Annotated in this window: 12 protein-coding genes; 7 read left to right on the forward strand and 5 right to left on the reverse strand. The window is 68.1% G+C overall.

The genetic code is table 11. The features are described from left to right. Positions 1 to 97: 97 nt before the first annotated feature. Positions 98 to 871 carry a class II aldolase/adducin family protein gene (locus DID96_RS04670; protein ID WP_124598090.1) on the forward strand — a complete coding sequence of 258 codons (774 nt, stop codon included), beginning with the start codon at positions 98 to 100 and terminating at the stop codon, positions 869 to 871. Between the two features lie 292 nt (positions 872 to 1163). After that, positions 1164 to 1598 (forward strand): CHRD domain-containing protein, encoded by a 435-nt coding sequence (locus DID96_RS04675; protein WP_124598091.1) that lies wholly within the window; start codon positions 1164 to 1166, stop codon positions 1596 to 1598. An 83-nt stretch (positions 1599 to 1681) separates the two neighbouring features. Here the strand turns inward: DID96_RS04675 and DID96_RS04680 are convergent, their stop codons facing one another. Continuing rightward, complete coding sequence (locus DID96_RS04680; RefSeq protein WP_124598092.1) at positions 1682 to 2527, reverse strand: EcsC family protein; 846 nt, start codon at positions 2525 to 2527, stop codon at positions 1682 to 1684. A gap of 106 nt (positions 2528 to 2633) precedes the next feature. Here DID96_RS04680 and DID96_RS04685 point away from each other — a divergent pair, with 106 nt between their 5' ends. Further along, positions 2634 to 4229, forward strand: coding sequence for an MDR family MFS transporter (locus DID96_RS04685; RefSeq protein ID WP_124598093.1), 1596 nt, complete (start codon positions 2634 to 2636; stop codon positions 4227 to 4229). Positions 4230 to 4255: 26 nt separating this feature from the next. Next, entirely contained in the window at positions 4256 to 4702 is a 447-nt protein-coding gene (locus tag DID96_RS04690; RefSeq protein WP_124598094.1) for a MarR family winged helix-turn-helix transcriptional regulator, read from the forward strand. A 121-nt stretch (positions 4703 to 4823) separates the two neighbouring features. Here DID96_RS04690 and DID96_RS04695 read toward each other — a convergent pair whose 3' ends face one another. Both DID96_RS04695 and DID96_RS04700 read right to left on the reverse strand, forming a co-directional pair. Next, positions 4824 to 5405, reverse strand: a complete 582-nt coding sequence (locus DID96_RS04695; protein WP_124598095.1) for a DJ-1/PfpI family protein — start codon at positions 5403 to 5405, stop codon at positions 4824 to 4826. Positions 5406 to 5658: 253 nt separating this feature from the next. Continuing rightward, positions 5659 to 6939 (reverse strand): amino acid deaminase, encoded by a 1281-nt coding sequence (locus tag DID96_RS04700; protein WP_124598096.1) that lies wholly within the window; start codon positions 6937 to 6939, stop codon positions 5659 to 5661. Positions 6940 to 7058: 119 nt separating this feature from the next. On the opposite strand from DID96_RS04700, the gene DID96_RS04705 reads away from it, so the two are divergent. From DID96_RS04705 to DID96_RS04715, 3 genes are all read left to right on the forward strand, one after another. Beyond that, entirely contained in the window at positions 7059 to 8000 is a 942-nt protein-coding gene (locus tag DID96_RS04705; protein ID WP_124598097.1) for a MurR/RpiR family transcriptional regulator, read from the forward strand. Positions 8001 to 8002: 2 nt separating this feature from the next. Beyond that, the gene (locus DID96_RS04710) at positions 8003 to 9484 is read left to right on the forward strand and encodes an amidohydrolase family protein (protein ID WP_124598098.1); all 1482 of its coding nucleotides are present in this window, start codon (positions 8003 to 8005) and stop codon (positions 9482 to 9484) included. A 76-nt stretch (positions 9485 to 9560) separates the two neighbouring features. Beyond that, entirely contained in the window at positions 9561 to 9947 is a 387-nt protein-coding gene (locus DID96_RS04715; RefSeq protein WP_006751946.1) for a RidA family protein, read from the forward strand. Between the two features lie 95 nt (positions 9948 to 10042). Here DID96_RS04715 and queF read toward each other — a convergent pair whose 3' ends face one another. Further along, positions 10043 to 10867 carry an NADPH-dependent 7-cyano-7-deazaguanine reductase QueF gene (queF, locus tag DID96_RS04720; protein ID WP_124598099.1) on the reverse strand — a complete coding sequence of 275 codons (825 nt, stop codon included), beginning with the start codon at positions 10865 to 10867 and terminating at the stop codon, positions 10043 to 10045. Positions 10868 to 10878: 11 nt separating this feature from the next. Next, positions 10879 to 12402: a threonine ammonia-lyase, biosynthetic gene (gene ilvA / locus DID96_RS04725; protein ID WP_124598100.1), complete on the reverse strand. Its 1524-nt coding sequence runs from the start codon at positions 12400 to 12402 to the stop codon at positions 10879 to 10881. Between the last annotated feature and the right edge of the window lie 108 nt (positions 12403 to 12510).

Consider the following 12510-nt stretch of genomic DNA (forward strand, 5'->3'; position numbering starts at 1 on the left):
GCAACGCGCCGGCCAGCACGGCCGCCGGCGCCAGGAGACGACGTGCTAGGCCGCCGCCGCGCGGCCCGGCGCGCGCCTGCTCAACCGGAGCCCCCGCATGCATCACGTACCGAACCAGCCGTTTTCCCGTCCCGCCCGATTTTCCGAAGCCGAATGGCAGGCGCGCGTGCAGCTCGCGGCCGCGTACCGCATCTTCGACCATCTCGGCTGGACCGAGCTGATTTACAACCACATCTCGCTGCGCGTGCCGGATGCGGACGGGCACTTCCTGATCAATCCGTTCGGCCTGCATTACCGCGAGGTGTGCGCGTCGAACCTCGTCAAGATCGACATCGACGGCAACGTGATCGGCCATTCCGACTGGCCGATCAATCCGGCCGGCTTCACGTTTCACAGCGCGATCCACGCGGCGTTGCCCGATGCGCACTGCGTGATGCACGTGCATACGACGCCCGCGATGGCCGTGTGCTGCTCGCGTGACGGGCTGTCGTTCTCGAACTTCTATGCGGCGCAGTTGTATGGCAAGGTCGCGTATCACGACTTCGAGGGGATCACCGTGCATCTCGACGAAGGCCGGCGGATCGTCTCGAGCGCGGGCGGGCGGCCCGTGCTGCTGCTGCGCAATCACGGGCCCGTGACGATCGGCCGCACGCTCGCCGCAACCTTCTCGCTGATGTGGCTGCTCAACCGCGCATGCGAAGTGCAGGTCGCGACGCACGCGATCGGCGATGCGCTGCCGATCGCGCCGCCGGTGCTCGAAGCCTGCGTGCGCGATTCGTTGAACTTCGATCCGAAGCACGGCGCCGGGCAGGATGCGTTCGACGCGCTGCAGCGCATCGTCGACCGCATCGATCCTGGCTACCGGAGCTGACGCGCCACAGTGCGTGCCGCCGCGTGCCCGATCCGCATGTCGCAAAAAAAACGCGGCCGGGTGGCCGCGTGAATACTCGCAGACTCCTTCGGACGAAGGAAACAAGCAACTGTGAGACGCAGTGTATCGAAAGGCCGCGTGCGGATTCAGGCGTCCGGTTGCAAAGGTCTTTTCTTCGCCGCGGCAGGCTGGCGTGAACGAGTCGCCGGCGTGTGTCCGCTCGGCGGCGATCGACTAACATGAGCGATACGTCCCCCGTTGGGTGGCGTCCAACGTCGTACAAGGAGATCTCATGCCGAAGCTGCGTTTCCTTCAGGTCGCGTTACTCGCGGGCGTGCTGGCTGCCGGCAGCGCTGCCGCCGAAACCGTCCACCTGTCCGCCAACCTGCAGCCTTCGAGCGAAGTGCCGCCCACCACCAGCCACGGTTCCGGTAACGTCGACGCGACTTACGACACGGCCACGCACACGCTGCAATGGACGATCGCGTACAAGGACCTGACCAGCCCCGCGACCGCCGCGCATTTCCACGGGCCGGCGCCCGTCGGGCAGAACGCCGGCGTGCAGGTGCCGATTCCGAAGGACGGCCTCGCGAGCCCGATCAAGGGTTCGAAGGAGCTGAACGATGCGCAGGTGACCGACCTGATGGCCGGCAAGTGGTATTTCAACGTCTATACGAAGGAGCATCCGTCCGGCGAGATCCGCGGGCAGGTGCTGCCGGCGGGCTAGGGCCCATCGCGTCTGGTATTGAGGCTCTGTTCGAGCGGCACGGCGGCGGCGTTCCTGCGCCGCGTCGCGGTCGAGCGGGCGGTTCAGCGGGCGGGCGAGGCGTCGATCGCCTGATACGCGGCCTTGACGGCCGCGGTGCCGTACTTGCGCTCGAGCCGGCGCACGGTGAAGTGGCCGTGCGCCATCTGCTGGAAGTGATCGATGAACAGCGTGTTGACGGTCGCGCCGAGCACCGCGCCGATCGCCGGGATCGACTTGGCGGCCATCTGCTCGGTCACCTGCACCGAAAACCGCGACGCGACGGTCTGCACGAGCCTGAACACGGCCGCCGAGCCGTGCGCGGCGATGCCCTTCGTCGTGATGTCCGACGACGCCTTCGAGATCGCCTGCGCGAGCGCGCCACGCAGCACGAAGTAGCCGAGATCGGCTTCCTCTTCCTTTCTGTCCGGGTTGCCGCCCATCCCGAGCACGGCGAGACATTGCAACTGCGTATCGACCGACGCCAGGTCCTCGCCCTCGCTGCGCGCGATGTCGCACACCGAGCGGAAAATCAGCGTCGTCGTCACCGGCAGTTCGACCGGCAGCGCGAAGAACCCGAACGCGCCGCCCGCGGCGCCCGTCGTCGCGACCGCAAGCTTGTGTAGCAGGTTGCTCGGCTTGTCGTGCGCGTCGGAATCCGCGGCCAGCGGCCTGCCGAGCGTGCGCAGCGCGAGACCGAGACACTTGCGCAGCGCGAGCTGGGTCGCGTCGTTGATCTTGCCGGTCGCGAAATCCGGCAGCCTGCCGATCATCTTCTCGATCGGCGTACCGAGCAGGCTCGTCAGCTTCAGCGTCAGCGACGGACTTTCCAGCACCTGCTTCGCGCGCCGCAGCGCATCCCGGTCGTCGTCCGACAGCGTGGTCGCAACGCCGGTTGAAATCGGTTCCATCTTTCTCCTTCGCGGCCCGGCCGGAATGCCGGCCGCCAGCTAGATTACCGTACCCATGATAAAATTTTCAGATTGTTTGACCCGTCAAAAGTTGCGCCAACAAAAAATGGCCATCCATACCGCTGCCCACCATTCGAGCGGGCAAGTCCTGCCGTTCCGTGAATCGCTGCTCGCGATGATCGGCATCTCGTTCGTGACGATGCTCGTCGCGCTCGACCAGACCGTCGTCGGCACCGCGCTGCCGACGATCGTCGCCGAACTGAAAGGTTTCGACCTGTATGCGTGGGTCGCAACCTCCTACCTGCTGAGCTCGGTGATTACCGTGCCGATCTTCGGGCGGCTCGGCGATTACTACGGGCGCAAGCCGTTCGTGATTGCGTCGATCGTGCTGTTCACCGGCGCGTCGGTGCTGTGCGGGATGGCCAACGACATGCTGTACCTCGTGCTCGCGCGCGGGCTGCAGGGCATTGGCGGCGGGATGCTGGTCGGCACCGCGTTCGCGTGCATTCCGGACCTGTTTCCCGATTCCGTCGTGCGGCTGCGCTGGCAGGTGATGATGAGTTCGGCGTTCGGCATCGCGAACGCGATCGGGCCGTCGCTCGGTGGCGTACTGACCCAGTCGTTCGGCTGGCGCTCGGTGTTCTACGTGAACCTGCCGGTCGGCCTGCTGTCGCTGCTGTTCGTCTGGCGCTACCTGCCGCACCTGCGGCACGTCGAGCATCGGGAGAAGATGCGGCTCGACTGGCCGGGCGCGGTGCTGATCGCGCTGTCGCTCGGCGCGCTGCAGCTGTTCGTCGAATGGCTGCCGAAACACGGGATCGCGGGCTGGCCGACGCTGCTGCTCGTGATCGCGCTCGCTGCCGGCATCGGGCTGTGGCACTGGGAAAAGCGCTGCGCGCAGCCGATTTTGCCGTTCGACATGTTCGGCAACCGCGCGTTGTCCGCGCTCTTCGTGCTTGCGATGCTCGCGGGCTTCTCGATGTTCTCGCTGCTGTTCTACGCGCCGCTGCTGTTCCAGGGCGGCTTCGGGATGTCGCCGAAGGAGGCCGGGCTCGTGATCACGCCGCTCGTCGTGTTCATCACGATCGGCAGCATCATGAACGGCCGGGTCGTGACGCGCATCCGCAACCCGAACGCGATGCTGCAAGTGGGCTTCGTGCTGTTCGCGATCGCGTGCGCCGGCGTCGTCGTCGCGACGCACGACACGCCGCGCTGGCTGCTGATGGCGCTGATGGTCTCGGGCGGCGTCGGCCTCGGCTTCGTGCTGCCGAACCTGACGGTGTTCGCGCAGCAGACCGCCGGACGCGAGCATCTCGGCATCGCGACGGCGCTGCTGCAGTCGCTGCGGATGGTCGGCGGAATGGTCGGCACCGCGCTGACGGGCACGCTCGTCAACCAGATGTACGCGGGCGGCGTGCACAACGCGCTCGCGGCCGACCATGCGCTGCCATGGCACGCGCAGCTCGCCGATCCGCAGATCCTGATCGACCGCGCGGCGCAGGGCGGCCTCGTCGCGGAGCTGACGCGGGCCGGGCATAATGGCGCGCTGCTGCTGGAGGCGGCCCGCGAATCGCTCGTCAGCGCGATTCACCTGGGCGTCGCGATGGCGGCCGTCGTGGCCGTGTATTCGGTGTGGCAATGCCGCCGGGTGCCGCCGATCGCGCTGCGGCGCAAGATTGAACCGCACGTCGCGGCAGATTGACCGATTGAAGGAACAGAATTCAGCGCATGGAAGAACAGGACCGCGTCGCGATCTTGCAGCAATTCGGACGGACGTATCGCGCGTTCATGACCGCGTTCGAGACCCACGTCGGCCAGCCGATGCCGCGCTGGCGCATCATGGTCGCGCTGCACTCGATGGACGGGCACGCGTCGCAGAAGCGGCTCGTCGAAGTGCTGCGGATCGACCCGGGCGCGCTTACGCGCCAGCTGAAGGCGCTCGACGCGCTCGGCTGGATCGAGCGCGAATCCGACGCGCGCGACAATCGCGTGACCAACGTGACGCTGACCGCCGCCGGGCGCGCGGCGTTCGATGCGTGCCTGCCGCGGCGCAAGGCATTTCTCGACGAGACGATGGCGCAGCTCCCGGACGACGTGCTGAGTGCGCTGTCGGGCGCGCTCGCGATGCTGGAGGCGCGGATCGCGGAAGTCGGCACGCAGCCGGCGGCGCGTTGAACGAGCGGGGCTTGCCGCACGCGCCGCAGCGGTTGCACGACGCGCGGAATCGCGCGTCAGCCGCCCTGGCGCCGGCCGCTGGCGGCGAGCGGACCGTCCAGGCCCGCCGCCGTCGACGTCGTTACAGCTCGATGCGCGTGCCGAGCAGCGCGAGGAATTGCGCGAGCCACGCCGGATGCGCGGGCCACGCGGGCGCGGTGACGAACGGTGCGTCGGTGACGGCCGCGTCGACCGGAATGTCCGCATATTCGCCGCCCGCGAGCTTCACTTCGGGCGCGCACGCAGGGTAGGCCGAGATCCGCTTGCCGCGGATCACGTCGGCGGCCGCGAGCAGCTGCGCCGCGTGGCAGATCGCCGCGATCGGCTTGCCGGCCGACGCGAACGCGCGCACGAGCGCGATGACTTTCGGATCGAGACGCAGGTATTCGGGCGCGCGGCCGCCTGCGATCGCGAGCGCGTCGTAGCGCGCCGCGTCGACGTCGTCGAACGTCGCATTCAGCGTGAACTGGTGGCCGGGCTTCTCGGTGTAGGTCTGGTCGCCCTCGAAGTCGTGGATCGCGGTCTTGATCTTGTCGCCCGCCCGCTTGGCCGGACACACCGCGTCGACGTGATGGCCGACCGCCTGCAGTGCCTGGAACGGCACCATCGTTTCGTAGTCTTCGGCAAAATCGCCAGTCAGGAACAGGATCTTCTTTGCGGCCATGGCTTTCTCCAGTGTCGACCTGAGTGGGCGCTTTGGCGCTCGCTCGGGTCCGATACAAAGTGGAAGGGGCGTGCGGGCCGGTTCGCGCCGATCGTCGTTGAATGGCGAGAACGGGCCCGAGGACGAAAGCGCAGTGTACTCCGGCGCATCGAAGCCGGGATGACGACGGCGTGACGGCGGCCGCCCCGTTGCGGGACGGCCGATGCGTGGCGGATGTGCAGCCGATTCACGGCCGATTCACGGCCGCAGCCGGTCAGAAGAACGTCTCGATCACTTCCTTCACGCGGAACTGCGGATCGAGGACGAGCAACTGGCGCCACTTGTCGAACGTCAGGCACGGGTGCGAGATGTCGAACGCGACCATGTCGCCGACCTTCAGGTCCGCGCCGGGTGGGATCTGCAGGTATGCGTGCTGGTCCATCAGGCCAGTGATCGCCCAGCCTTCGCTCGCGGCGACGTCGCGCGGCGCGGTGTCGCGGCCCGGACGGAAATGGCGGGCCGGCTCGGGCAGGCCTGCGTCGAACGCCGAGTCGCGCTTGCCGAGCGCGACGATCGCGCGGTCCGGCTCAGGGATCGACTGTACATACGCCCACAGCTGCAGCGCGGGCAGCAGGCCTTCGCCCATCTTGCGCGCGATCGGGTTGCGCGCGAACACGCCGGTCTGCGCGTGCTTGTAGATGCCGACATCGTGCGTCAGGTAGCAGCCCGGACGCAGCACCACCTCCGCGAAGCCCGCGCCGGATGCCTTCGCGAACTCCTCCGCGACCACGTCGTACCATGCCGACCCCGCGCCGGACAGGATCGCCGGCGTGCGCGCGAAGCGGCCGGCGGCGGCGAGCTCGCGTGTCAGCGCGACCGCGTGCTGCAGGAACGCGCGGATCTCGCCTTCTTCCTTCAGCACGCCTTCGTAGAGCTCGATTCCGGCGAGCTTCAGCGTGTCCGGATATCGGGCGAGCGCGGCGAGCACCGCATCGCGCTGCGCGTCGTCGCGAATGCCCGCGCGGCCGCCCGGCACGCCGAGCTCGAGCAGCACGTTGAGCGATTTCTTCGCTTCACCGAAGAAGCGGCCGAGCTGGTCGATGCCGTCGACGGAGTCGACGAGGCAGAAGAACTCGAACTCGGGATCAGTCAGCAGTTCCGCGATGATCGTCATGTTTTGACGGCCGACCAGCTGGTTCGCGAGCAGCACGCGCCGCACCCCGCCGTGATACGCGGCCTGCGTCTGATGCGCGGTCGCGAGCGTGATGCCCCACGCGCCGGCGTCGAGCTGGCGGCGGAACAGCTGCGGCGCCATCGTCGTCTTGCCGTGCGGCGCGAACTTGACGCCGTACTCCTCGACGAACGCCTGCATCCATTTCAGGTTGTGCTCGATGCGATCCTCGTACAGCACCGCGGCCGGCAGGCTGACGTCTTCCGCGAGCACGTTCCACTCGAGGCGGCCTGCGTCGGCGAGCGGCACGCTCGCGCTCGGCAAATTGCCGAGACCCTTGCCGAACGGATCGATCGTCGCGTCCTGATAGTTTGTAACTTTCATGTCATCCCGCTCCATCATCGCTATGTATTGCACCGAAGTTGACACGCCGATGGTACAGAAAGTAGCATCGGTCCGGTAATGTTATTTAGTAACATGGTGCGCCGCAACCGAATCCCCAGATGAATACGCCCGCTGTCCCGTCTTTCGATCCGCCGGCTGTCGAGCCTGCCGCGCCGCAGGGCGCCCAACCGGTCGTCGATATCGTCGCGCGGATCGCCGAATGCGCGCCGGAGCTGCGCGACGCCGAGCGCAAGGTGGCCGCGTTCATCCTCGCCGATCTCGCGCGCGCCGCGCACGCGAGCATCGGCGCGCTCGCGCGCGACGCGCAAGTGAGCGTCGCGACGGTCACGCGTTTCGCGAAGGCGGTCGGCTGCCGCGACGTGCGCGAACTGAAGCTGCTCGTCGCGCAGGCGGCCGCCGTCGGCCAGCGCTTTCTCGCGCCGTCGGACGCCGCGCGCGCCGGCGACCCGAACCCCGCGTCGGTCGTCTACGACGAGATCCAGGTTGCGCTCGCGCACAACCACCAGCTGTTGCGCCAGACGTCGTTCGACGCGGCCGCCGACCAGCTGGCCGGCGCGAAGATGATCTACGTGTACGGGCAGGGCGGCGGGTCGACCGCGCTCGCCGACGAGCTGCGTTTCCGGCTCGTGCGCTTCGGCCGGCCGGTCGCGAGCTACCAGGACAGCGTGCTGCAGCGGATGGTGTCGGCGACGCTGTCGAAGGACGCCGTCGTCGTCGCGCTGTCGGTGAGCGGGCGGGTGCCGGAGCTGCTCGAGAGCTGCGCGCTCGCGAAGCGCTACGGCGCGACGGTGATCGCGGTCACCGCGCCGGCGTCGCCGCTCGCGCAGCTCGCCGACCACCTGATTCCGGTCGTCGCGTTCGAGACCGATTTCATTTTCAAGCCGTCGACATCGCGCTACGCGATGATGATGGCCATCGACGTACTCGTCACCGAGGTCGCGCTGCGGCTCGGCGACGCGTGCCGCGAATCGCTGCGCCGCGTCAAGCATGCGCTCGACGCGCACCGTGGCGGCGGAGACCGCCAACCGCTAGGAGACTGACCATGCATTCGCATCCCGAAGCCGCCGATACGCTGATCGTTGGCGCGCAGCTGTACGACGGCACCGGCGCGCCGCCCGTCGAGCGCGACGTCGCGATCCGCAACGGCATGATCGTCGCGATCGGCAATCTGTCGAACTGGCTGGCCGAGGAGGTCGTCGAAGCGAACGGCCGCGCGCTCGCGCCGGGCTTCGTCGACGTGCACACGCACGACGACACCCACGTGATCCGCTCGCCGCAGATGCTGCCGAAGATCACGCAGGGCGTGACGACCGTGATCGTCGGCAACTGCGGGATCAGCGCGTCGCCGGTCACGCTCGCGGGCGATCCGCCCGACCCGATGAACCTGCTCGGCGAGCGCGGCGCATTCCAGTACCCGACCTTCGCCGACTACGTCGCGGCGGTGAACGACGCGCGGCCGGCCGTCAACGTGGCCGCGCTCGTCGGCCACACCGCGCTGCGCAACAACCAGATGGACCGCCTTGACCGCGCGGCGACCGACGCGGAAATCGCGGGCATGCGCGCGCAGCTCGAGGAGGCGCTCGCGCACGGCGCGCTCGGGCTGTCGTCGGGCCTCGCGTACGGCTCCGCGTTCGCGGCGCCGGCCGAGGAGGTGATGGCGCTCGCCGAGCCGCTCGCGAACGCGGGCGCGCTATACACGACGCACATGCGCACCGAGTTCGACGCGATCCTCGACGCGATGGACGAGGCGTATCGCGTCGGCCGCCATGCGCGGGTGCCGGTCGTGATCTCGCACCTGAAATGCGCGGGCCCGTCGAACTGGGGGCGCAGCACCGAGGTGCTCGCGTCGCTCGAGGGCGCGCGCCGCTACCAGCCTGTCGGCTGCGACTGCTATCCGTACAGCCGCAGCTCGTCGACGCTCGACCTGAAGCAGGTGACGGGCGACATCGACATCACGATCACGTGGTCGGAGCCGCATCCGGAAGTCGCGGGCAAGCTGCTGAAGGCGATCGCGGCCGACTGGGGCGTGACCGAGCAGGAAGCCGCGCAGCGGATCCGGCCGGCGGGCGCCGTGTACCACAACATGTCCGAGGACGACGTGCGCCGGATCCTGTCGCATCCGGCGACGATGGTCGGCTCGGACGGCCTGCCGAACGATCCGCTGCCGCACCCGCGGCTGTGGGGCGCGTTCCCGCGCGTGCTCGGGCACTACGCGCGCGACACCGGGCTGCTGCCGCTCGAGGAGGCGATCCGCAAGATGACGTCGCTGTCCGCGCGCCGCTTCGGGATCGCCGGGCGCGGCGAGGTGCGTGTCGGCTTCCACGCGGACCTCGTGCTGTTCGATCCCGATCGCGTGATCGACGCGGCGACCTTCGAGCGGCCGCAGCAGCCCGCGCACGGCATCGACGCGGTGTGGGTCAACGGCGTGCTGACCTACCGCGACGGCCAGCCGACGGGCGAACGCGCAGGCGGCTTCGTCGCGCGCGGCGCGCGGGCGCAGGCGAGCGCCGACGCGGCGTTTTGAGTGCGGCCGTTGTTCAGATCTTCCGCGCGCGCCGCGACCGGCGCGCGCATCCGTAACCGAGAACAGGAGTGAAACGATGAAGCGATATGGCGTAGGCGAAGCGAAGGGCACGGGCGGCCAGGTGATGCCGTTTGCGCGTGCGGTCGAAGCCGACGGCTGGTTGTACGTGTCGGGCCAGACGCCGATGGTGAACGGCGAAGTGGTCGAAGGCGGGATCGTCACGCAGTCGAAGCAGACGATCGAGAACGTGATCGCGATCCTGAAGGAAGCCGGCTACGGCCTCGAGCACGTCGTGCGCTGCGGCGTGTGGCTCGACGACGCGCGCGATTTCGCGTCGTTCAACAAGGTGTTCGTGTCGTACTTCGGCGAGCATCCGCCGGCACGCGCGTGCGTGCAGTCGAGCATGGTGATCGACTGCAAGGTCGAGGTCGACTGCATCGCTTATAAGGCGCCGGCGAAGTAACGCGGCGCGCTTCTCTGCGCACACAGGAAAACAGCCCGGTCAGTTCCGACCGGGCTGTTTTGTTTGGGCTTGCCGTTACGGCTCGCTGCGAGCCCTCACTGCCGCGCAGTGCGCGCGTTATCCGGCATCGGCTGGTTGTAGTTGGTGCGGAACGGGTTGATGTCGAGGCCGCCGCGCCGCGTATAGCGCGCGTAGACCGCGAGCTTCACCGGCTTGCACGCACGCAGGATGTCGACAAAGATGCGCTCGACGCACTGCTCGTGAAAGCCCGTGTGATTGCGGAACGAGATGATGTAGCGCAGGAGGCCCGCGTGATCGATCTGCGGCCCGACGTAGTGGATCTGCACGCTGCCCCAGTCGGGCTGGCCCGTGACGGGGCAGTTCGACCGCAGCAGGTCCGACACGAGCGTTTCCTCGACCGGCGCCTCGTCGTGCGCGGCGGACAGCAGCGACGGATCGGGCTCGTAGACGTCGGCTTCGAGGTCGAGCCGGTCGAGCGACAGCCCGTCGAGCTCGTCCATCTCGAGCTTGCCGAAATCGTGCGGCGACACGAGCTGCACGGCGACGCTCGCGCCGCACGCGGCCGACACGTCACGCTTCAGCGCGTCGCGCACGGCATCGACGGAATCGAACGTCGTCTGCGCGAACGAGCCAAGATACAGCTTGAACGACTTCGATTCGACGATGTTCGGCGATTCGGCCGGCACGTAGAACGTCGCGACCGCGATCTGCGGCTTGCCGCGCGCATTGAGCCACGACAGCTCGTACGCGTTCCAGATGTCGGTGCCGAAGAACGGCAGCGGCGACGGGATGCCGATCTGCTCGCGCGCGCCGGCGCGCGGGATCGGGAACAGCAGCGACGCGTCGTACTGCGTCGCGTAGACGGTCGCCTTGCCGAGCGGGGAGTGTTCTGGATTCATGATGGGTTCGCTCAGGACAGGAACAGGCGATAGGCCGGATTGCCGCTCTCTTCGACATACGGATAACCGAGCGCCGCGAGGAAGCGCTCGAACTCCGCGCGGTCGGCGGACGGCACCTGCAGGCCGACGAGGATCGAGCTGTAGTCCGCGCCCTGGTTGCGGTAATGGAACAGGCTGATGTTCCAGTCCGGCGCCATCGACGACAGGAACTTCATCAGCGCGCCCGGGCGCTCCGGGAATTCGAAGCGGAACAGGCGCTCGTCGAGCGCGAGCGGCGAGCGGCCGCCGACCATGTAGCGGATGTGCTCCTTCGACAGCTCGTCGTGTGTCAGGTCGACGGTCTGGAAGCCGTGCGACTCGAAGTTCGCGGCGATCTCCGCCGATTCGCCACGGCGCTTGATCTGCACGCCGACGAAGATGTGCGCGGCCTGCGCATCGGCGATCCGGTAGTTGAACTCGGTGACGTTGCGCTCGCCGACGAGCGAGCAGAAGCGCTTGAAGCTGCCGCGTTCCTCGGGGATCGTGACCGCGAACACGGCCTCGCGCGCCTCGCCCACTTCCGCGCGCTCCGCGACGAAGCGCATCCGGTCGAAGTTCATGTTCGCGCCGGACGTGACCGCGACCAGCGTCTGGTTCTCGATCCCTTCGCGCTCCGCGTAGAGCTTCGCGCCCGCGACCGCGAGCGCGCCGGACGGCTCGAGCACGCTGCGGGTGTCCTGGAACACGTCCTTGATCGCCGCGCACAGCGCGTCGGTGTCGACCGTCACGACGCCGTCGAGATACTCGCGGCAGAGCCGGAAGGTTTCCTCGCCGACGAGCTTCACCGCGGTGCCGTCCGCGAACAGGCCGACCTCGGTCAGCTCGATGCGCTCGCCTGCCTTCAGCGACTGCGCCATCGCGCACGAATCCTCGGCCTGCACGCCGATCACCTTGATCTCCGGGCGCACGGCCTTCACGTACGCGGCGACGCCGGACGCGAGTCCGCCGCCGCCGATCGGCACGAAGATCGCGTGAATCGGGCCCTGGTGCTGGCGCAGGATCTCCATCGCGATGGTGCCCTGGCCGGCGATCACGTAAGGATCGTCGAACGGGTGGACGAACGTGAGGCCGCGCTCCTCCTGCACCTTGACTGCGTGCGCGTACGCGTCGCTGTACGACTCGCCGGCCTGGATCACCTCGACGCTCGGGCCGCCGTGCGTGCGCACCGCGTCGACCTTCACCTGCGGCGTCGTGACCGGCACGACGATCACGGCCTTCACGCCCATCCGGGCCGCCGAGAACGCGACGCCCTGCGCATGGTTGCCCGCCGATGCGGTGATCACGCCGCGCGCGAGCGCGTCGGCCGGAATGTGCGCCATCTTGTTGTATGCGCCGCGCAGCTTGAACGAGAACACCGGCTGGTTGTCCTCGCGCTTCAGGTACACGGGGTTGCGCAGCCGGGCCGACAGGTTGCGGGCCGGTTCGAGCTCTGTCTCGATCGCGACGTCGTAGACGCGTGCGGTGAGGATTTTCTTCAGATAATCGTGGGATGCCATGGGCGCTCGCGAGCAGTGCGGATGCAGACGATAAAGGAGCAATGATAGCGCCTGGGGTCCGTCCGCATGCAACGGGCATATGGGCACCTGTTGCGCGCTCCGGCGCGC

Source organism: Burkholderia sp. Bp8963 (assembly GCF_003854275.1).
Lineage (GTDB): Bacteria > Pseudomonadota > Gammaproteobacteria > Burkholderiales > Burkholderiaceae > Burkholderia.

What these genes read in the sequence shown, in the direction of transcription:
- DID96_RS04670 (WP_124598090.1), top strand. Translation starts at nt 98, where the DNA reads ATGCATCACGTACCGAACCAGCCGTTTTCCCGTCCCGCCCGATTTTCC.
- DID96_RS04675 (WP_124598091.1), top strand. Translation starts at nt 1,164, where the DNA reads ATGCCGAAGCTGCGTTTCCTTCAGGTCGCGTTACTCGCGGGCGTGCTG.
- DID96_RS04680 (WP_124598092.1), bottom strand. Translation starts at nt 2,527, where the DNA reads ATGGAACCGATTTCAACCGGCGTTGCGACCACGCTGTCGGACGACGAC.
- DID96_RS04685 (WP_124598093.1), top strand. Translation starts at nt 2,634, where the DNA reads ATGGCCATCCATACCGCTGCCCACCATTCGAGCGGGCAAGTCCTGCCG.
- DID96_RS04690 (WP_124598094.1), top strand. Translation starts at nt 4,256, where the DNA reads ATGGAAGAACAGGACCGCGTCGCGATCTTGCAGCAATTCGGACGGACG.
- DID96_RS04695 (WP_124598095.1), bottom strand. Translation starts at nt 5,405, where the DNA reads ATGGCCGCAAAGAAGATCCTGTTCCTGACTGGCGATTTTGCCGAAGAC.
- DID96_RS04700 (WP_124598096.1), bottom strand. Translation starts at nt 6,939, where the DNA reads ATGAAAGTTACAAACTATCAGGACGCGACGATCGATCCGTTCGGCAAG.
- DID96_RS04705 (WP_124598097.1), top strand. Translation starts at nt 7,059, where the DNA reads ATGAATACGCCCGCTGTCCCGTCTTTCGATCCGCCGGCTGTCGAGCCT.
- DID96_RS04710 (WP_124598098.1), top strand. Translation starts at nt 8,003, where the DNA reads ATGCATTCGCATCCCGAAGCCGCCGATACGCTGATCGTTGGCGCGCAG.
- DID96_RS04715 (WP_006751946.1), top strand. Translation starts at nt 9,561, where the DNA reads ATGAAGCGATATGGCGTAGGCGAAGCGAAGGGCACGGGCGGCCAGGTG.
- queF (WP_124598099.1), bottom strand. Translation starts at nt 10,867, where the DNA reads ATGAATCCAGAACACTCCCCGCTCGGCAAGGCGACCGTCTACGCGACG.
- ilvA (WP_124598100.1), bottom strand. Translation starts at nt 12,402, where the DNA reads ATGGCATCCCACGATTATCTGAAGAAAATCCTCACCGCACGCGTCTAC.